This window comes from Rhodococcus sp. OK519, assembly GCF_003051005.1.
In the GTDB taxonomy this organism is placed as follows: Bacteria; Actinomycetota; Actinomycetes; order Mycobacteriales; family Mycobacteriaceae; genus Prescottella.
This window is the reverse complement of sequence record NZ_QAOW01000008.1, coordinates 139,244-158,463: the sequence shown is the minus strand read 5'-3', so window position 1 is coordinate 158,463 and position 19,220 is coordinate 139,244. Positions and strand designations below refer to the sequence as shown.

The 19,220-nt window shown below is 65.3% G+C and carries 15 protein-coding genes; 12 read left to right on the top strand and 3 right to left on the bottom strand.

Features of this window, described 5'->3' with window-relative positions; genetic code table 11:
* Window positions 1-49 precede the first annotated feature (49 nt).
* The gene (locus tag C8K36_RS19550; RefSeq protein ID WP_107986190.1) at window positions 50-955 is read right to left on the bottom strand and encodes a LysR family transcriptional regulator; all 906 of its coding nucleotides are present in this window, start codon (window positions 953-955) and stop codon (window positions 50-52) included.
* Between the two features lie 393 nt (window positions 956-1,348).
* On the opposite strand from C8K36_RS19550, the gene C8K36_RS19540 reads away from it, so the two are divergent.
* The 3 genes from C8K36_RS19540 to C8K36_RS19530 all read left to right on the top strand — a co-directional run bounded on the left by C8K36_RS19540 (window position 1,349) and on the right by C8K36_RS19530 (window position 4,786).
* A complete protein-coding gene (locus tag C8K36_RS19540; RefSeq protein WP_258195504.1) occupies window positions 1,349-2,950 on the top strand; it encodes an ABC transporter substrate-binding protein in 1,602 nt (533 codons plus the stop codon).
* A 264-nt stretch (window positions 2,951-3,214) separates the two neighbouring features.
* The gene (locus C8K36_RS19535) at window positions 3,215-3,721 is read left to right on the top strand and encodes a nuclear transport factor 2 family protein (protein ID WP_107986188.1); all 507 of its coding nucleotides are present in this window, start codon (window positions 3,215-3,217) and stop codon (window positions 3,719-3,721) included.
* A gap of 381 nt (window positions 3,722-4,102) precedes the next feature.
* Window positions 4,103-4,786 (top strand): YceI family protein, encoded by a 684-nt coding sequence (locus C8K36_RS19530; RefSeq protein WP_107986187.1) that lies wholly within the window; start codon window positions 4,103-4,105, stop codon window positions 4,784-4,786.
* Here C8K36_RS19530 and C8K36_RS19525 read toward each other — a convergent pair.
* Window positions 4,718-5,680, bottom strand: a complete 963-nt coding sequence (locus C8K36_RS19525; protein ID WP_107986186.1) for a sterol desaturase family protein — start codon at window positions 5,678-5,680, stop codon at window positions 4,718-4,720. The two genes, C8K36_RS19530 and C8K36_RS19525, sit on opposite strands and share 69 nt — an antisense overlap.
* A gap of 125 nt (window positions 5,681-5,805) precedes the next feature.
* On the opposite strand from C8K36_RS19525, the gene C8K36_RS19520 reads away from it, so the two are divergent.
* Window positions 5,806-6,261, top strand: coding sequence for an RrF2 family transcriptional regulator (locus C8K36_RS19520; protein ID WP_107986185.1), 456 nt, complete (start codon window positions 5,806-5,808; stop codon window positions 6,259-6,261).
* Here the strand turns inward: C8K36_RS19520 and C8K36_RS19515 are convergent.
* Window positions 6,258-7,022: a class I SAM-dependent methyltransferase gene (locus C8K36_RS19515; protein ID WP_107986184.1), complete on the bottom strand. Its 765-nt coding sequence runs from the start codon at window positions 7,020-7,022 to the stop codon at window positions 6,258-6,260. The genes C8K36_RS19520 and C8K36_RS19515 overlap by 4 nt on opposite strands.
* A gap of 161 nt (window positions 7,023-7,183) precedes the next feature.
* Between C8K36_RS19515 and C8K36_RS19510 the strand changes: the two genes are divergently transcribed.
* The 8 genes from C8K36_RS19510 to C8K36_RS19475 all read left to right on the top strand — a co-directional run bounded on the left by C8K36_RS19510 (window position 7,184) and on the right by C8K36_RS19475 (window position 19,076).
* On the top strand, window positions 7,184-7,783 hold the full coding sequence (locus tag C8K36_RS19510; RefSeq protein ID WP_107986183.1) for a TetR/AcrR family transcriptional regulator: 600 nt from the start codon (window positions 7,184-7,186) through the stop codon (window positions 7,781-7,783).
* A 27-nt stretch (window positions 7,784-7,810) separates the two neighbouring features.
* The gene (locus C8K36_RS19505; RefSeq protein ID WP_107986182.1) at window positions 7,811-10,159 is read left to right on the top strand and encodes an MMPL family transporter; all 2,349 of its coding nucleotides are present in this window, start codon (window positions 7,811-7,813) and stop codon (window positions 10,157-10,159) included.
* A 114-nt stretch (window positions 10,160-10,273) separates the two neighbouring features.
* Entirely contained in the window at window positions 10,274-12,007 is a 1,734-nt protein-coding gene (locus C8K36_RS19500) for an ABC transporter ATP-binding protein (protein WP_107986181.1), read from the top strand.
* 26 nt (window positions 12,008-12,033) lie between these two features.
* Complete coding sequence (locus C8K36_RS19495) at window positions 12,034-13,935, top strand: ABC transporter ATP-binding protein (protein ID WP_107986299.1); 1,902 nt, start codon at window positions 12,034-12,036, stop codon at window positions 13,933-13,935.
* A gap of 1 nt (window position 13,936) precedes the next feature.
* A complete protein-coding gene (locus C8K36_RS19490) occupies window positions 13,937-15,100 on the top strand; it encodes an acyl-CoA dehydrogenase family protein (protein ID WP_107986180.1) in 1,164 nt (387 codons plus the stop codon).
* 240 nt (window positions 15,101-15,340) lie between these two features.
* Window positions 15,341-17,617 (top strand): cbb3-type cytochrome c oxidase subunit I, encoded by a 2,277-nt coding sequence (locus tag C8K36_RS19485; RefSeq protein ID WP_258195503.1) that lies wholly within the window; start codon window positions 15,341-15,343, stop codon window positions 17,615-17,617.
* Window positions 17,614-18,276, top strand: a complete 663-nt coding sequence (locus C8K36_RS25005; protein ID WP_107986178.1) for a hypothetical protein — start codon at window positions 17,614-17,616, stop codon at window positions 18,274-18,276. Before C8K36_RS19485 ends, C8K36_RS25005 begins: the two co-directional genes overlap by 4 nt.
* Entirely contained in the window at window positions 18,273-19,076 is an 804-nt protein-coding gene (locus C8K36_RS19475; RefSeq protein ID WP_107986177.1) for a slipin family protein, read from the top strand. The genes C8K36_RS25005 and C8K36_RS19475 overlap by 4 nt, the downstream gene beginning before the upstream one ends.
* Window positions 19,077-19,220 lie beyond the last annotated feature (144 nt).

Here is a 19,220-nt window from a genome sequence, read left to right as displayed (position 1 = left end):
TTCACCGCGAAGTGCGTCTCGCAGCCCGTCAACCAAAGTGGCGCAGTGCCTATTCGGCCGTACAGTGGCTGACCCCACGTCCATGGAATCGCACCGCGGCAGCAAGCACCTTACGGATGAGCGGCAGTTCACCTGTGGCTGTTCGCCAGCTGAGGAACCAGCCAACCTGTTGAGCTGGGCGAAGCGGGCGGGACACACGATCGGATGGTTGCTCGTCGCCGACGGAGGCCAGGCAAACAAGCAGGGATCGACCGTCAGCCACGAGGTCGGCACCGGCTGCAGCGCCGAATGAGCTCGACGATGTCCACAGTGGCACAAGATTTTCGCGGACGAGCATGTGCTCGACGAACTGATTCCAGGTGCTCATCGTGTCATCGATCGACACCAACGGATATTCGGCCAACTGTGCAATGGTGGCCGTCTCGCATGCAGCCAGCGGATGGTGGGCCGCCATGACGACGACAACGGGCTCGTGGCACAGCAATACTGATGTGACGTCAGGACCGGTGATTCGATTACCGATAGAAAGCGAAAGTTCGCCTGCGCGGAGTTTATCCGGCACGAATCGGTGCGGCAGGGTGGTCTGGTGGATGGCCGCCGACGGAACATCTCGGCGAACTGCTGCGAGAACCTGACGCGGGATGCGAAGCGACGGTTCCGTGACGTGAACACTCAATGTCCGATTCCCCCCGGCTACCTGTGCGTCGGCCACTGCTCGTTGCACATCGTGAAGAATCTGCCGAGCATGTGATGCGAGCACCCTGCCTGCCAGGGTCGGCTCGACATGTCGACTGGTCCTGGAGAAAAGCTCAACGCCGAGGCGGCGCTCCACCCTCCGGATTGCCTGGCTAAGCGCCGGCTGTGCCATGGGGATCTGCTCGGCGGCGCGTGTGAAGTTCCGCTCCCTCTCCACCACATCGACGTACTCAAGGTCTCGCAGAGTCAGATCAAGCATGCCAACAAACTAGATCGGCATGGTCGCAGTCTTGGACTTCCCCCTGAAAATTGATCAATCATGTGTTCGACCGACGCGATGAATTTGGTGGTCAGATGCTCGTCGGGCTGACGTCGGAACTGCGGAAGTATCCGCGCGGGAGGGACATGGACGGATCTGCGCAGGGTCAGACTCCGGTCGGCGGCCCGAGTCGAAGCATCAACCAGCTCAGAGATCTTTGTTGCTACGTCACATCCGATGAATCCGAGGTGATCACCCCCATTAGCTGGCCGTCTGAGTAAGGCGGCCCCGAACACCTGGGCGCCTGAGGCCTCCGTTCATCAATAAACAACGTGTGCGTCCCTACCGTCGGAGCCATGAGGGCCATAGCAAACACAGAATGCGGTGATCGGCATGATCAAGTTTCGTTTCGGGAAGCGCTGGCGGAGCACAGCGGCGCTGCTCGGCGCTGGCTTTCTTCTCGTCAGTTGCGCCAACAGTGAGGCCGGGGTCAGCGACGACAGTATGTTCGCAACAGGCATGGTCAATGCTCAAACAGAGGCGGGTGAGGCAGTCGCGGGCGGCACGCTGACCTACGGCGTGCAATTGTTGCCCACCTCGCTGGACCCGGCTAAGACTGCCGCACGCGACGACGCGGGGGCGGCACTCGCCGCCGTCTACGACGTATTGATGCGGTATGACACCGGCACCGGAGAATTCAAGCCGAAGTTGTCGCGGTCCCTCGATACCACCGATGGCGGCACCACGTGGACGCTGAGGCTACGCGACGAAGTGAAATTCAGCGACGGCACTCCACTCGACGCTCTCGCCGTGATCGCGAGCATCAATCGCTACAACGAAGACAAGGGCAACGGTGCCGAACTCTGGCTTGAGTCCGTTGTGTCGATTGAGGCCATCGATACGTCCACCGTCGTTTTCCATCTCAATGCGCCGTGGATGCGGTTCCCGTCGATGCTCGCACTCGGACACGGCATGATAGTCGCACCGTGTGTAGACGAAGGTGAAAACTTCAAGGCGATTGGCGCGGGTCCTTTCATTGATGAAAAGTTTGCTCCTTACGAAGAGCGGGTCTTCAAATCCAATCCGGTGTACTACGGCGGCCCTGTCAGGCTCGAAAAACTCCGGATAGTACCGCTCAATGGACCGCAGGCCAACCTCGAATCCTTGGAGAGTGGACAGCTCGGCATCGCCTACATCAGGGGAGACAGTTCGGCGATCAACGCGGCCAAAGAAAAGGGCTACCCCGGTTACATCAGCGTCCTCAACACCGGTGGCGCCGTGATCATCAACAACCGAGAAGGCCGTCCAGGCTCAGACATCCGGGTGCGGCAGGCAATCGCCTATGCGTTGGATCCTGACCTCATCGATCAGCGCGCCGAGAAGGGCCAAGGTTTGCCCGGCTCTGAACTCTTCGGTCCAGCCTCGCAGTGGCACTCCAGCACCCCGGGAGTCGCCTATGACCGAGCCAAGGCGGCAGAACTTGTGGCGCAGGCCAAGGCCGATGGGTTCAACGGGGCACTCGAGTACGTTGTGCTCAACGAACCAAAGGACCAGGCTGGCGGTCTCGCTGTGCAGTCTCTATTACAGGACGTCGGATTCGATGTGAGAATAGTGCCGGTCAATAATGTTGCAGACCTGGGCCTGAAAGTCTATGTTAAGCACGATTTTGATTTGTCCCACTCGGGAATGGGTCTCTATGAAGCGATTCCGGATCTGGGCCTGTACTCAACCGTGAGCAGTGAATCTCGATCCAATACTTCCGGCTACGTGAACCCGGATATGGACATGTTGCTTCTCGAATTTCAGCACGCGAAGGACCTCAAATCTTCAGAAGAGACGCTGTCGAAGATTCAGGTCCTGTGGAATGAAACCGTGCCGTCTGTGCCGACCAGTGGGCTGCCCTCATTCTGGGCTTGGCAGAGAAACATCTACGGCATTGTTCCGTCAGCCGCCGGCGTCATGCTGTTCGATCAAGCATGGATAGGAATGAAGTAAATCTCGGCCCGGTGTGATCCCCAGCCATTCGCTCATCCAGAGGGAGATGCGGAGCTGAAAATCTTTCATGAAAAACTGTGGATAGGCAGTCATGGCACCGTCGGTCGCCATGTTGTCGGCGCAGATTCACTCTGCGAAGTGCGCAATTGCGACCCTGTAGCTTGCCGTGATCGACGGAGTGGACGGCTGCGCCGCGGTCCATTTTAGAATAATGCCTACCGCGCTACCTGGCGATTAAAAATCATCAATCTGAAGGAGGCTAGTATGAACCCCACGCATATTGAAGAAAATATCGAACAGCGAATCGCTCGACTAGAGGCCATCGAAGCAATCAAGGCGCTGAAGTACCGCTACTGGCGGGCATGCGATGGCAAGGACGCCGACGGCTTCCGCGCCAGCTTCGTGGCGAGGGGAGCGTCGATCGATTACGGACGAATGGGCGCTTTCGACGATGCCGATGGTATCGCCGCTGTCTATCGAGCCGTCGCGCTGCAGAAGGAGGGCGAAAGGCATCTCATTCTCGATATGCACCACGGCTTGCACCCAGACATTCGGCTGACCAGCGATACCACCGCCGAAGGGACGTGGACACTGCGGTTCCGGCAACTGAATCTGCGTGACCGCACCGAGAAGGTCTGCGCCGTCGAGTACGACGACGCGTACGTCACCGAAGACGGCCAGTGGAAGATTAGTAGGTGCCACGCCACCGAACTCTGGGCTGTGATTCGGCCCCTCGATAGCGAGGCGATTGTGACGGAGAACCTCGCATGACCGACACAGGATGAGAGCCGCCCGCACTTGCTATGTGGCTTGGGCTCGATCGTCGATGGCTTCTCCCGCCCCGTATGGATCGAGCCCCGCCGACGAGAAGTGCGTTACCGCGTTCGGGTTCATTAACCGAGACAATGGAGTCAGCCGGGAATGTGACGACATGCGGTGAATCCCGCTCGATCCAGATCGCCATACCGTCACCGGTGGACGAGTTGCATTTGGAGGGAGGCACATCCGCCGCCGGATCCGGCTATTGCGGAGATGCCGGCCGTCGAACCGATCCAGGACAGCGACCGGGCGGGAGCGTGGAGCAGCGGTCTTGAACAGCTTTCCAGGATGTAGGTGTAGCGGCCGAGCCCGGGGTGCTCTTACTCTGTGCCGATGAAGAAGTGGTGGATCGTCGGTGGCGTCGTCGTCGTGGTGCTTGCAGGTCTGCTCGCGGGCCCGTGGATCTACGGCAAGTTCATCGCCGAGGACGACGCCCCGGCCGCGAGCGTGTCCACAGAGGGGGCGCAGGCCGCGTCAGGTTCGATCGACGGTGAGTGGGCTGTCGGCCCGGGGGAGGGCGCCAACGCGACCGTCGCCGGGTACACGGTGTCCGAGATCCTCAACGGAGCCCGGGTCACCGTCGTCGGCACCACGAACCAGGTCAACGGAGACGTCAGCATTGCGGGCCAGAAGCTGACCGCCGCCGAGATCGTCGTGCAGGTCGCCGACATCGCCACCGACAGTTCGCGCCGCGACGGACAGTTCCGCGGCAACGTGATGAACGCCGACACCTTCCCGACCGCGAAATTCGCCCTCACCGCACCGGTCGATCTCGCGTCGCTTCCCACCGACGGCACGGCCGCGACGGTGAAGGCAGACGGGACGCTGACCCTCAAGGATCAGACCCGTCCGGTGAGCGTGGACGTCAAGGTGCTGCACACGGGCGACGTCCTCGTCGCGTCCGGCGCCGTGCCGGTCACGTGGACCGACTACGGAATCACGCCGCCGTCACTGGGATTCGTGACGGTCGACGGCAATGGCACGGTCGACTTCCTGGTGAGCCTGGCCCGATCCTGACGGCGCCCACCCCGGGGGCCCCAACACATAGCCGAGGCGTTCACGCCACGTGGCTGCGGCGCGGACGTCACGTCCTATCGCGGCATATTCGTGGGTCTGCAACTTCCAGATGTCGTACGTGCCCACCGGCTTCGTCAAACCGTAGGTGGGGCGCTGTTTCTCGGCGTGGAAGGTGCCGAACATCCGGTCCCACACGATGAGGATGCCGCCGTAGTTGCGGTCCAGGTACTCGGGATCGCACCCGTGGTGGACCCGGTGGTGCGACGGGGTGTTCAACACGAATTCGACGGGCCGCGGCAGCTTGTCGATCCGTTCGGTGTGCACGAAGAACTGGTACACCAGATTCACGGAGAATCCGACGAAGATCATCCACGGTGGAATACCGATCAGCGGCAACGGAATCCACATCAGGATCTCGCCGCTGTTGTTCCACTTCTGCCGCAGTGCCGTCGAGAAGTTGAAGTACTCGCTCGAGTGATGCGCCTGGTGCGTGGCCCAGATCAGCCGGATCCGGTGCGCCATACGGTGATACGTGTAGTACAGCAGGTCGATGCCGACCAGCAGGAGCACCCACGTGTACCAGGCGTTCGCCGGCAGATGCCATGGTGCGACGTACACCCAGATCGCCGAGTAGCCGATCAAGGCCAAGGATTTCCAGAACGCGGTGGTCGCGATCGACACCAAGCCCATCGAGATCGACGCCCGCGCGTCCCGGAACTCGTACCCCGCCGTCGGCGGATGAGAGCGGCCGTCCCGGAGCTCGGTCTCCTCGAGCTTGCGGGCGGCGAACCACTCGAGCCCCAGGAACGCGACGAACGCCGGTATCGCCAGGGTGACCGGGTCACCGAGCGGTTCGAGCAGCGATCCCCACGCCGCAGTGAGGGTCTCCCACATGTCGCCTCCGAGCTTTCGAGCGCATCTGATCGAAAATCTACCCCGCACGGTGGCCTGGGTCACTGTCGCACGGGTGGTGAGTAACGTCTGTGCCGAGGCGTTGTCGAATCGGGCGGGGGGCAGGCGTGCACATCACGGCGAGGGTGGACTGCGCGGTGCGTGCCCTCGTCGAACTCGCGGCCGCGGCGCCGAGCCTCGTCAAGGCAGAGGCGCTGTCGAGCGCGCAGTCGATGGCCCCCAAATTCCTCGAGGCGATCCTCGCCGATCTGCGTCGCGGCGGCCTGGTGCACGGCCGACGTGGACCCGAGGGTGGGTACCGGCTCACCCGTCCTGCCGAGGAGATCACGATCGCCGACGTCATCCGCACCGTCGAGGGACCGCTCGCGTCGGTGCGCGGGGAGCGGCCCGAGGATGTCCGCTACGACGGCGCGGCCGCATCGCTGCAGCAGGTGTGGATCGCGGTCCGCGTCAACCTGCGCGCGGTGCTCGAGGGGGTCACGATCGCCGACGTCGCCGCCGGCGCGCTGCCCGCCTTCGTCGACGACCTCACCGCCGACCCCGGGGCATGGCGCCGCCGTTAGTGGTGCACCCGCAGGTCGGCACGCATCTGCGTGAACTGGAACAGCCCCGGGTGTCCCGACACCTCCTCGTACGCGGCCACCCAATCCTCGAGGAAGTGTGGCCGGTCCTCGGGGGCCAGTCGTCCGGTCCAGGCGTCGGCGCCGTTGCTGCACCACTCGGCGAACGCGTCGTGCGAGCCGAAGTCCCACGTGACGTCGTGTACCGACAGGTCGGTCGTGCGCAGTCCGGCCGACGCCGCGAGGTCCGGGTATTCGGCGGGGTCGACGTGGACGAACGGGGGAGCGAAGCCGGCGAACCGATCCACCCAGCGCGGCGCGCCCGCGACCTCCATTGCAATCGTCTCGAGGCTGGGACGTTCGCCCGCACACACCACCTGGATCAACACGCGGGCGTCGGGCCGGGCCGCGGCAGCGATCGACCCGAGCGCGCGCCGCTGTTCGGTCACCCAGTGCAGCGCGTTGAACGACACCGCGACGTCGAACTCGGCGCGGAACGGTAGGTCGCGGGCATCGGCCAGGACGAATTGGACGTTCGGTGCGCCCTTGCCCGCTTTCGCGATCATCCGCGGGGATGCGTCGACGCCCACCGCGCGGCCCGCGGGCAGTTGCTTGGCGAGCAGTCGCGTGACGAAGCCGTCGCCGCAGCCGACGTCGAGCAGGCGGTCGTTCGGATTCAGCTCCAGTCCGGCGATCGCGCGCGTTGCCATCGCGCGCTGCAGATCGCTGGTCCGTGCGTACTGTTCGCCGTCCCAATCGGGCATTTCGGCCGCCGTTCGGTGGTGCGCCGGGTGTGCGATCAGCCTAGGCCCGGAGGGCCTGGCGGTGACGTCGATCACTCGCATCCGCCGGGTGTGCTGAAGCCCACAAAGATGCACTCCGCTGCAACATTGCAGAGATCTGCAATTTCGGTACTTTTGATGAAGTGAGTGAAGTACTCGGGCTCCGAGACCGGAAGAAGGCGGCGACGCGCATCGCGCTCAGCGAGGCCGCCGCACGCCTCGCCAAGGGGCGTGGCCTCGAACTCGTGACCGCCGACATGATCGCGGCCGACGCGGGCGTCTCCACCCGGACGTTCCACAACTACTTCTCCTGCAAGGAAGAGGCCGTCCTCCACCACCTGGAGGCGCAGGTTCTCGAGTGGGCCGACTGGCTGCGCGAGCGTCCCGCCGACGAACCGATCCTCGATTCGCTCGAACAGATCGTCGTGCGGGCCCTCACCGGGTCCGAGCGCGAACTCGACGAGATGCAGGCGCTCGTCGAACTCATCGACTCGAGCCCCGCACTGCTCGCCAAGAAGATGGAGATGCACGTGCGGCTCACCCCGATGCTCGACGAGGTCATCGCCGAGCGCACCGGTGCCACCGGCCTCTACCCGAGCCTGCTGCAGATGGTGGTCGGCGCCGCCTGCAAGGCGTCCCTCGATCTGTGGATGAGCGGCCGGTCGTCGGCCGACAACCCCGAGCAACTCGTTCGCGAGGCCTTCGACCACCTGCGGTCCGGTCTCGCCGTCCCCACGCGCTAAACCCCACCCGATCGCGAAGGAGCCGTCATGGCCACCTATCTCTATCGGATCGGCCGATTCGCCTACCGGCGAAAAGGCACGGTCCTCTCCATCTGGCTGGCCATCCTCGTGCTGATGGGGGTCGGCGCCGCAACCCTGTCGGGACCGACGAACGACTCGTTCTCGATTCCCGGGACGCCGGCGCAGAAGGCGCAGGACCTGATGGCCGAGCGGTTCCCCGCCTCGGCCAAGGATCCGTTCAGCTCCATCTCCGCGCGGTACGTCTTCGCTGCCCCCGAGGGTCAGACCCTCGACAGCCCGGAGAACCAGGCCGCGATGGACGCGACCCTGGCCCAGGTTCGCGGCATCGAGCTCGTCGACCCGGCCGCCAAGGTCGACCCGGCCACCGCCTCCCCCGAGGCCGCTCAGGGTGCGCTGGTCAACCCGGTGGTCGCCGATGCCGGTCTGACCGAGATGGTGACGGCGCAGGCCGAACAGGCCGGCACACCCGTCGACGTTGCGCTGGCCGACGCCGCGGCGCTGTCTCCGCTGAGCCCGGACAAGACCGTCGGCTACGTGGAGGTTCCCTTCTCCGGCACCTTCGAGGATGTCAACGTCGAACTGACCGATCAGGTCGTGGCCGCCGCCCAGGTCGCGCGGGATGCGGGACTGACGGTCGAGCTCAGCGGCACTGCCGCGCAGGCCCCCGAGATGCCGGGCGGATCCGCGGAACTGATCGGCCTGGCCGTCGCCGCCGTGGTTCTGCTGCTCACGTTCGGTTCCCTCGTTGCCGCCGGACTGCCGTTGATCGCCGCGATCATCGGTGTCGGCATCGGCAGCCTGGGTATCACCGTCGCGACCGGATTCACCGAACTCGGGTCGATGACTCCGACCCTGGCGGTGATGATCGGCCTCGCCGTGGCCATCGACTACTCGCTGTTCATCGTCTCCCGCTTCAAGCATGAGGTCAGCGTCAGCGGCAACCGCGAGGAGGCGGCGGGCCGCGCGGTCGGCACCGCCGGTTCGGCTGTCGTGTTCGCCGGCCTGACGGTGATCATCGCGCTCGTGGCGCTCCGCGTCGTCGGCATCAAGTTCCTCAGCGACATGGGTATGGCAGCGGCGTTCTCCGTGTTCGTCGCGGTGCTCGTCGCGCTCACCTTCCTGCCCGCCTTCCTCGGTCTGCTGGGCCGCAAGGCGTTCGCAGGCAAGGTTCCGTTCGTCAAGGCTCCGGATCCGGAGGCGGCGGACGCGGCCCCCGGTCCGGCCGCCCGCTACGCAGGCTGGGTCGCCCGTAAGCCTGCGATCCCGCTGATTGCCGGAATCGTCGTCCTCGGCGCGCTGGCGCTGCCGGCCGCCGGACTCAAGCTGGCCCTGCCGTCCGAGAGCACCGGCGACCCCGCCACCAGCTCGCGGCAGGCCTACGACCGGGTGTCCGACGCGTTCGGCCCCGGCCGTAACGCCCCGCTGCTCGTCGTCGTCGATGCCCAGGACGCCACCGTCCCGGCGTCGGAGGCCTTCGGTGAGGTGGTCCGGACCATCTCCGCGCAGGACGATGTCGTCAATGCCCAGATCGTGGCCATGAACCCGGCGGGAGACACCGCGCAGGTCCTGGTGACTCCCGGCAGCGCACCGACCGACGAGAAGACGATCGACCTGATGCAGTCCATCCGTGACGGTGAGGGCGCGCTCAACGAACAGATCGGCGTCAACTACGGCGTCACCGGACAGACCGCGCTCGAGACCGATGTCTCGGACCGCTTGCTCGAGGCTCTGGTGCCGTACCTGATCATCGTGGTCGGGCTCGCGTTCATCCTGCTGATGCTGGTATTCCGCTCGATCCTGGTGCCGCTGACCGCGGCCCTCGGCTTCCTGCTCAGCGTGGCCGCCACCTTCGGCGCCACCGTCGCGATCTTCCAGGAGGGCTGGGGCGGGCTGATCGCCAACCCGCAGCCTCTGGTCAGCTTCATGCCGATCTTCCTGATCGGTGTGGTGTTCGGTCTCGCGATGGACTACCAGGTGTTCCTGGTGACCCGGATGCGCGAGGAGTACGTGCACGGCGCGTCCGCCAAGGGCGCCATGACAATCGGCTTCAGTCACGGCGCCCGCGTGGTGGCCGCCGCCGCGCTGATCATGATCTCGGTGTTCGGGGCGTTCATGCTCGAGCCCAACTCGTTCATCAAGTCGATCGGTTTCGCGCTCGCCGCGGCGGTGCTCTTCGACGCGTTCATCGTCCGCATGGTGCTCATCCCCGCGGTGATGGCCCTGCTCGGCGACAAGGCATGGTGGCTGCCCAAGTGGCTCGACAAGATCCTGCCCAACGTCGACATCGAGGGCGAGAAGCTCACCCGCGCACTACCGCGGGACAAGCAGGACCTCGAAGACGCCACGGTCTCCTAGAAGAGGTCTCCTGGAAGAGACTGTGAACATTCGATGAAGAGGGAGGGATCGGGTCCGAATACGTGGGCCTGATCCCTCCTTTTTCGTCCTTTCGATTGGTAACCTTCGCAAACCATGCTGATCAGACTCCTCGGCACCTATCTGGGGCCCTACAAGCGCGACCTCACCGGCGTCATCCTCCTTCAACTCGTCGCCACCGGCGCCGCGCTGTATCTCCCCAGCGTCAATGCCGACCTGATCGACAACGGAGTGGCGGCCGGCGACACCAACTACATCATGAGCGCGGGCGGCAAGATGCTGCTCGTGACCTTGGTGCAGATCATCTGCTCCATCGGCTCGGTGTTCTTCGGTGCCCGAGCCGCGATGGGCTTCGGCCGCGACGTGCGTGCCGCGATCGTCGGCCGCGCGCGGGCGTTCTCGTCCCGCGAGGTCGGACGATTCGGCGCCCCGTCGCTCATCACTCGCAGCACCAACGACGTCCAGCAGGTGCAGATGATGGTGGTGCTGAGCGCCACGATCCTGGTGATGGCGCCCATCATGTGCGTCGGCGGCATCATCATGGCGATCCGCGAGGATGCCGGACTGTCGTGGATTCTCGCGGTCAGCGTGCCGCTGCTCGCGCTCACGATGATCGTGATGATCACCAAGTTGGTGCCCTCGTTCCGCACGATGCAGACGCGCATCGACGCCGTGAACCGGGTTCTGCGCGAGCAGATCACCGGTATCCGGGTCGTGCGAGCCTTCGTGCGTGAACGTTCCGAGGCCGAACGGTTCGACGAGGCCAACGGCGCCCTCACCGACACCGCCCTGCGGGTGGGTCGCATGACGGCGCTGATGATCCCGCTCGTGATGATGATCGCGAACCTGACGAGCGTCGCGGTGATCTGGTTCGGTGGCCACGAGATCGACAACGGCACCATGGGCGTCGGTTCGCTCACCGCGATGCTCAGCTACATCATGCAGATCCTCATGGCCGTGATGATGGCGTCGATGATCGCGATGCTCGCCCCCCGTGCCGCGGTGTGTGCCGAGCGCATCACCGAGGTCCTCGACACCGAGCCGTCGGTGGTGGCGCCGTCGAATCCCGTCACGGTCATGGACCAGCCGGCTCTCGTGGAGTTCCGCGACGCCGAGTTCAAGTACCCGGGTGCCGACGAGCCTGTGCTCCGCGGCATCAGCTTCACCGCCGAGCCCGGCAAGACCACCGCGATCATCGGCGGCACCGGTTCCGGCAAGACCACGCTGCTGGGCCTGATCCCGCGGCTCATCGACGTCACGTCCGGCGCGGTCACGGTGTCCGGCACCGACGTCCGTGAGCTCGACGCGGACCTCCTGCGGTCGCAGATCGGTCTGGTTCCGCAGAAGGCGTTCCTGTTCTCCGGCACCGTCGCCAGCAACCTGCGCTACGGCAAGCCCGACGCCACCGACGACGAACTGTGGCAGGCGCTCGAGATCGCGCAGGCGGCCGACTTCGTCCGCGCAATGCCTGAGGGCCTCGAGTCCCCGATCTCGCAGGGCGGCACCACGGTCTCCGGTGGTCAGCGGCAGCGACTCGCGATCGCGCGGGCCGTCGTCCGGCGTCCCGCGGTGTACCTGTTCGACGATTCGTTCTCGGCGCTCGACCTGACGACCGACATGCGACTGCGCGCGGCGTTGCGGCCCGAGACCGAGGACGCCTGCGTCATCATCGTCGCCCAGCGCGTATCGACCATCATCGACGCCGACCAGATCATCGTCCTCGAGGAGGGCGCGACCGTCGGCATCGGCACCCACGAGCAACTGCTCGAGACCTGTTCGACGTACGTCGAGATCGTCGAGTCCCAGCGTTCTGTTCAGGAGGCGCTGTGAGCACCGCGACCCAATCCTCGCCCCCCATGCCCGGAGCCCCCGGGGCGCCCGCCACCGCGAAGGCGGAGAACTTCGGCGCGTCCATGAAGCGCCTGCTCGGACGGCTCGGCCCGCAGCGGATGGCGGTCAGCTTCGTCCTGATCCTCGCCGTGGCGAGCGTCGTGCTGTCGGTGATCGGCCCGCGCCTGATGGGCCACGCCACCAACATCATCTTCGACGGTGTCATCGGCCGGCAGCTTCCCGAGGGCCTGACGAAGGACCAGGCCGTCGAGGGGCTGCGCGCAGCCGGACAGAACCAGTTCGCCGACATGGTCTCGGGCATGGACGTCGTGCCGGGTGTCGGGATCGACTTCACCGCGATCGGCCAGGTGCTCGCGCTGGTGCTGGCCCTGTACCTCGGGTCGGCGTTCGTGTCGTGGGCGGCCGCGTACCTGCTCAACAACATCGTGCAGGGTGTCGTGCGTCAGCTGCGCAACGACGTCGAACGCAAGATCAACCGACTTCCGCTGCGTTACTTCGACACCAGCTCGCGTGGTGACCTGCTCAGCCGCGTCACCAACGACATCGACAACGTCTCGCAGAGCCTGCAGCAGACACTGAGTCAGCTCGTCATCGCGACGCTGAGCGTCATCGGCATCCTCGCGATGATGATCATCATCTCGCCGCTGCTGGCGCTCATCGCTGTGCTGACGGTGCCGCTGTCGGCCGTCGTCGCGGCGAAGATCGCGAAGCGCTCCAAGCCGCACTTCGCGGCCGTGTGGAAGACCACCGGCGAGCTCAACGGACAGATCGAGGAGTCCCTCACCGGCCACGAACTCGTCACCGCGTACGGCCGCGGCCGTGAGGTGCAGGCCGAGTTCCAGGGCAAGAACGAGCAGCTCTACCAGTCCGGGTTCAAGGCGCAGTTCATCTCCGGCATGGTGATGCCGGCAATCATGTTCCTGGGCAACCTGAACTACGTCGCGATCGCCGTGATCGGCGGCATGCGGGTGGCGTCGGGCACCATGAGCCTCGGCGACGTACAGGCGTTCATCCAGTACTCGCGTCAGTTCACGCAGCCGCTCACACAGATCGGTTCCATGGTGAACCTGCTGCAGTCGGGCATCGCGTCCGCCGAGCGCGTGTTCGCAGTGCTCGACGAGGACGAGGAGTCCGAGGATCCGGATCCCGCCGCGACGCCGGCGCAGGCCCGCGGTCGCGTGCAGTTCGAGGACGTCCGCTTCGGCTACAACCCGGAGACCCCGCTCATCGAGGGGCTCTCGCTCACCGCGGAGCCGGGCCAGATGGTCGCGATCGTCGGCCCGACAGGTGCCGGCAAGACGACGCTGGTGAACCTCATCATGCGGTTCTACGAGATCGACGGCGGCCGAATCACCCTCGACGGCACCGACATCTCGCAGATGACCCGCGACGATCTGCGTTCGCGGATCGGCATGGTTCTGCAGGACACGTGGCTGTTCGGTGGCACCATCCGCGACAACATCGCGTACGGCCGCCCCAACGCCACCGACGAACAGGTCCGTGAGGCCGCCCGGATGAGCTACGTCGACCGCTTCGTGCACATGCTGCCCGACGGCTACGACACGGTCATCGACGAGGAGGGCAGCAACGTCAGTGCCGGTGAGAAGCAGCTCATCACCATCGCCCGCGCGTTCATTGCGCAGCCGTCGATCCTGATCCTCGACGAGGCCACCAGCTCCGTCGACACCCGCACCGAGCTTCTGGTGCAGCAGGCGACCGCGCAGCTGCGCAGCGACCGCACGAGCTTCGTGATCGCGCACCGGCTCTCCACCATCCGCGACGCCGACCTGATCGTCGTCATGGAGGACGGACACATCGTGGAGCAGGGTCATCACGACCAGCTGCTCGAGCGGCGCGGCGCGTACTACGACCTGTACAACAGCCAGTTTGCGGGAGCGATGGACTGACATGACGATGAAGCCGCTGGACCTGTTCGGGGTCGACGCCCTCCTCGGTGACGAGGAACGCGACGTCCAGGCCACGGTCCGGCGGCTCGTCGACGATCGGCTGCGCCCGCAGCTGCCCGAATGGTTCGAATCGGGAACACTGCCACGGGAAGTCGCGAGAGAGCTCGGTGGTCTCGGGCTGTTCGGCATGCATCTGCAGGGCTACGGCTGCGCCGGTACCAACGCCGTCAGCTACGGGCTCGCCTGCCTCGAACTCGAGGCAGGCGACAGCGGGCTGCGCAGCTTCGTGTCGGTGCAGGGCTCGCTGTCGATGTTCTCGATCCACCGGTACGGGTCGGAGGAACAGAAGCAGGAGTGGCTACCGCGTCTGGCGGCCGGTGAGGCGCTCGGCTGCTTCGGCCTCACCGAACCCGACTTCGGTTCCAACCCCGCGGGCATGCGCACCCGCGCGCGCCGCGACGGCTCCGACTGGATCCTCGACGGCACCAAGATGTGGATCACCAACGGCAGCCTGGCCGACGTCGCGACCGTGTGGGCGCAGACCGGCGACGGCGTGCGCGGCTTCCTCGTCCCCACGGACACACCGGGATTCACCGCCAACACCGTGCACGGCAAGCTGTCGATGCGGGCGTCGGTGACGTCGGAGTTGGTGCTCGACGGCGTTCGCCTGCCGGCCTCGGCGCAGCTGCCGGGCGCACACAGTCTCGGTGCGCCGCTGTCGTGCCTCAACGAGGCCCGCTTCGGCATCGTGTTCGGCGCCCTCGGCGCGGCCCGCGACAGTCTCGAGACGGCGATCGCGTACGCCGGAACACGGGAGGTGTTCGACCGCCCCCTCGCCGGCTACCAGCTCACCCAGGAGAAGCTCGCCGACATGACCTTGGAGCTGGGCAAGGGCATGTTGCTCGCGATCCAGCTGGGCCGCATCAAGGATCGCGGCGAGATCACACCCGACCAGATCAGCGTCGGCAAGCTCAACAACGTCCGCGAGGCCATCGCGATCGCCCGCGAGTGCCGCACCATTCTCGGCGCCAACGGCATCACCCTCGAATACTCGCCGCTGCGGCACGCCAACAACCTCGAATCGGTGCTCACCTACGAGGGCACCAGCGAGATGCATCTGCTGTCGATCGGCCGAGCGCTCACGGGGCACGCGGCCTTCCGCTGACCCGTCCCGCATTCGGCACATTGGCCGCGATTCGGTCGATTGCGACGAAAACACCTGGGCAACCTCGGTGTTCGTGGGATACCGTCACATGCGAGGCCTCCTGTTTCCGATTGCCCGTGAACCCAAAGGGACCCCCGATGACGCGTCCAGCGGCGGGGTGAGTCCGCCGGTGGAGGTGTCGAGATGGCCCACAACACCGTCGAACGTACCGGTGCGGAGCCGCCCCGAAAACGTTCCCCGATGCAGATTTCGAAGACGTGGGTCCAAGCCGTCGGCTTGGTGATGGTCTTCGGTTTCTTCGTTCTCGGGTTCCTCGCCTACCGCACCTACACCGATTCGATGCCGAGACCCGTTCGCGTGGTGGATAGTTCGGGCGAACAGGTCTTCGACGGCAACGACATCGTCGCTGGACAGGAGTTGTTTCTCAAACGCGGATTGATGCAGTACGGGTCGATCGTCGGGCACGGCGGCTACCTGGGGCCCGACTACACCGCCGACTACCTGCGGCGCTCGGCCTCCACCGTGCGTGAGGACCTGCTGCGCGAGGGCGTGCCGGATCCGGATGCGGTGATGCTCGAGGAGTTCCGCACCAACCGCTACGACGAGAGCTCCGGCGTGCTGGTGCTCACCGACCGTCAGGTCAAGGCGTTCGGTGAGGTGCAGAAGCATTACGCCACGTTCTTCGGGCCCGAGGCCAACGAGAACGGATTGCTGCCCGACGCGATCAGCGACCCCGGCGAGATCAGACAACTCACATCGTTCTTCGCGTGGACGGCGTGGGCGGCCGCCGCGGAGCGCCCCGGCGTGGACTATTCGTACACCAACAATTGGCCGCCGGAACCGTTGGTGGACAACAAGCCCACTGCCGACATCGTCGTGTGGAGCGTGTTGTCGCTCATCGCGCTGCTCGGTGGTACCGGAATCCTGTTCGCCGTCTACGGGCGATGGAGTCAGAAGATCGGCTGGCGCAGTGTCGACGCCCCGGCGATCTCGTTCCGTCAGCCCGGCGAGGTGCGGATCACCCCCGCGCAACGGGCGTGTGCGTGGTTCTTCTTCGTCATCGCGCTGCTGTTCCTCGGGCAGACGCTCGTCGGCGGCGCCACCGCGCACTATCGCTCGGATCTCCTCAGCTTCTACGGGTTCGACCTGGCCGACTACCTGCCGTTCAACCTTGCACGGACCTGGCATGTCCAACTCTCGATCCTGTGGCCGGCCGCGGGATTCCTCGCGGCGGGAATCTTTCTGGCCCCGTTTATTTCGGGAAAGGAACCCAAGAATCAACACCTGCTGGCCTACGGGTTGCTGGGTGCGGTCGGACTGGTGGTCGCCGGCAGCATGACGGGTGAGGCGTTGTCGATCTACGGCGTGGAGTGGTCGCTGGGCGCACCGTTCATCGACCAACAGTGGGAGTACATCGACCTGCCGCGGGTGTGGCAGGTTCTGTTGGTCATCGGGCTGTTCCTCTGGATCGCGATCATCTATCGCGGAATTCGGGCCAGGTTGAAAGGTGAGTCGCGGGGCAACATGCCGTGGCTGTTCTTCTACTCGGCGCTCGCCATCCCGGTGTTCTACGCGGTCGGGTTGCTCGCGGGCACCGAGACGCACCTGTCCGTCGCGGACTTCTGGCGCTTCTGGGTGGTGCACCTGTGGGTGGAGGACTTCCTCGAACTGTTCACCACGGTGATGGTCGCCTACGTATTCGTGATGCTCGGCGTCGTGCGCGAAAAGATCGCTCTCGGAATCATTTTCCTCGACATCGTGCTGTACTCGGCGGGTGGTGTGATCGGCACGATGCACCACGTGTACTTCTCGGGCACGCCCGTGGAGCACATGGCTCTCGGTGCCTTCTTCTCCGCACTCGAGGTGATTCCGTTGACGTTCCTGACCGTCGAGGCGTGGAGCTTCCTGCAACTCGGTTCCCGGCAACAGTCGCGCACCGCGAAACCGTTCCCGCATCGGTGGGCCGTGATGTTCCTCGTCGCGGTCGGATTCTGGAACTTCCTGGGCGCCGGTATCTTCGGCTTCCTCATCAACCTCCCGATCGTGTCGTACTACGAGATCGGGACCGGTCTGACCGCCAATCATGCACACGGCGCGATGATGGGCGTGTACGGCAACCTCGCGGTCGGACTGTCACTGTTCGCGCTGCGCTATCTGATCCCGCCCGAGAGATGGCCCGACAAACTGGCGCGGCTGTCCTTCTGGTGCCTCAATCTCGGGCTGGCCTGGATGGTGTTCGCGTCCCTGCTGCCGCTCGGTGTGGCGCAACTGTACGAGTCCGTGGCCAACGGCTACTTCGAGGCGCGGTCGCTCGCCGAACTCACCAAGCCGGGCAACCTCCTGCTCGAATGGATGCGTTTGCCGGGCGATGTGGTGTTCATCATCGGCGGAGTCCTGCCGTTCCTGTGGATCTGCTGGCTCGGCGTTCGATACCGGATCAAGGCCACCACACACGAGCAGCCTCAGGACGTGCTGTTCATCGAGGTCCACCCGCAGGAGAAGGAACGGGAGTCGTGAGCGCCGTCGATCCGGTGGTCTGGATGATCTGCGGATACTCCGCGTTCCTCGTCGTCGCCGCGTACGGGCTGGATCTTCTGGCCCGACGGGTCGGCCGTCGGGCGGGGGACTGGACGCACGGCGCTTTCACTTATCACCGCGATCACGATGCGTGGGAGTGTCCGGAGAACCAGTGGCTGTGGCCGACGTCGTTCGATCCGGACAACCGCGTCGTGAGGTACCGGGCGAGTCCGGCCGTGTGCAACAGCTGCCCGGTCAAGGCCTCGTGCACCACGTCCGAGCACGGTCGTGAGGTGAGTCGGGCGCTCGACCCGTGGCCGCATTCGGAGGCGGGCCTCTTCCACCGCGGGATCGCGTGCGTTCCTGCCGGACTCGCGGTCCTGTTTCCGCTCTTCGGGCTGATCGGATTCCACACACCGGTGGAGTCCGCGCTCCTCGTCGGCAGCGCGGTGCTCTCCGCCGTGTGCGCGATCCCGCTCACGTCACATCTGCGGCGCAGCCCCGCCAACTTCGACACACCCGATCCAGCTGTGCCCGAGAAGAATCCAGGGGAGGACGCCATGCGGCACGATCGCTATCGCACCCGGTGGGGCGGATTCGAACCCGCATCCGACGACGGCGGTCCTCCGGCCGGCTGGAGTCGGGTGAGGCGATCATGACCGCCGTCGTGGTCGTTCTCGCGGTGATCGTGTTCGCCGTCGTCGTTCTGTTGTTCTCGGTGCGAGTGCTGCGAGAGTACGAGCGCGGTGTGGTGTTCCGCTTGGGCCGGGTGCGCCCTGCGACCGGGCCCGGCCTGCGTCTGCTGGCTCCCGCGGTGGACCGGATGATCCGGGTCGACCTGCGGGTGGTGACCCTCACCATTCCGCCGCAGGAGGTGATCACCAAGGACAACGTGCCTGCCCGGGTCAACGCCGTCGTGCTGTTCCAGGTGACAGATCCGGTGAAGTCGGTGACGGCAGTCGAGAATCATGCCGTGGCAACCTCACTCATGGCGCAGACCACTCTGCGCTCGGTCGTGGGGCGCGCCGACCTCGACACCCTGCTCGCGCATCGCGACGAGCTCAACCGCGACCTGCGCGCCAGCATCGACGCGCAGACCGAGCCGTGGGGAGTGCAGGTGCGCGCCGTCGAGATCAAGGACGTCGAGATTCCCGAGGCGATGCAGCGGGCGATGGCACGCGAGGCCGAGGCCGAGCGGGAGCGACGGGCCAAGGTGATCAACGCGCACGGGGAACTGCAGGCGTCGGAGGAACTGAGGCAGGCCGCGGAGGTGCTCAGTCGCAACCCGGCATCGCTGCAGTTGCGGTACCTGCAGACCCTGCTCGAGCTCGGAGCGGACCAGAACTCGACGGTCGTATTCCCACTGCCGATCGACATCGTGGGCCCGTTCCTGTCGGGAGCGGGCGGGGCGTGGAATCAGGCGGCGAACGGGGCGTCGCCGGACGGGCATCGGCGCTGAATCAGGTTGTCATGTAACGCCACCGGTCTGCGACGGCGATGGCGAGGACGACGGTCTGGGCGAGCCCTTGAACGGTGTCATTTCCGACTCCTCCGGCGAGATCACCCGTCGAGACGAATTGTCCCGCCGATAGGCTGGGAAAGT

What these genes read in the sequence shown, in the direction of transcription:
- C8K36_RS19550 (WP_107986190.1), bottom strand. Translation starts at nt 955, where the DNA reads ATGCTTGATCTGACTCTGCGAGACCTTGAGTACGTCGATGTGGTGGAG.
- C8K36_RS19540 (WP_258195504.1), top strand. Translation starts at nt 1,349, where the DNA reads ATGATCAAGTTTCGTTTCGGGAAGCGCTGGCGGAGCACAGCGGCGCTG.
- C8K36_RS19535 (WP_107986188.1), top strand. Translation starts at nt 3,215, where the DNA reads ATGAACCCCACGCATATTGAAGAAAATATCGAACAGCGAATCGCTCGA.
- C8K36_RS19530 (WP_107986187.1), top strand. Translation starts at nt 4,103, where the DNA reads ATGAAGAAGTGGTGGATCGTCGGTGGCGTCGTCGTCGTGGTGCTTGCA.
- C8K36_RS19525 (WP_107986186.1), bottom strand. Translation starts at nt 5,680, where the DNA reads ATGTGGGAGACCCTCACTGCGGCGTGGGGATCGCTGCTCGAACCGCTC.
- C8K36_RS19515 (WP_107986184.1), bottom strand. Translation starts at nt 7,022, where the DNA reads ATGCCCGATTGGGACGGCGAACAGTACGCACGGACCAGCGATCTGCAG.
- C8K36_RS19505 (WP_107986182.1), top strand. Translation starts at nt 7,811, where the DNA reads ATGGCCACCTATCTCTATCGGATCGGCCGATTCGCCTACCGGCGAAAA.
- C8K36_RS19500 (WP_107986181.1), top strand. Translation starts at nt 10,274, where the DNA reads ATGCTGATCAGACTCCTCGGCACCTATCTGGGGCCCTACAAGCGCGAC.
- C8K36_RS19495 (WP_107986299.1), top strand. Translation starts at nt 12,034, where the DNA reads ATGCCCGGAGCCCCCGGGGCGCCCGCCACCGCGAAGGCGGAGAACTTC.
- C8K36_RS19490 (WP_107986180.1), top strand. Translation starts at nt 13,937, where the DNA reads ATGACGATGAAGCCGCTGGACCTGTTCGGGGTCGACGCCCTCCTCGGT.
- C8K36_RS19485 (WP_258195503.1), top strand. Translation starts at nt 15,341, where the DNA reads ATGCAGATTTCGAAGACGTGGGTCCAAGCCGTCGGCTTGGTGATGGTC.
- C8K36_RS19475 (WP_107986177.1), top strand. Translation starts at nt 18,273, where the DNA reads ATGACCGCCGTCGTGGTCGTTCTCGCGGTGATCGTGTTCGCCGTCGTC.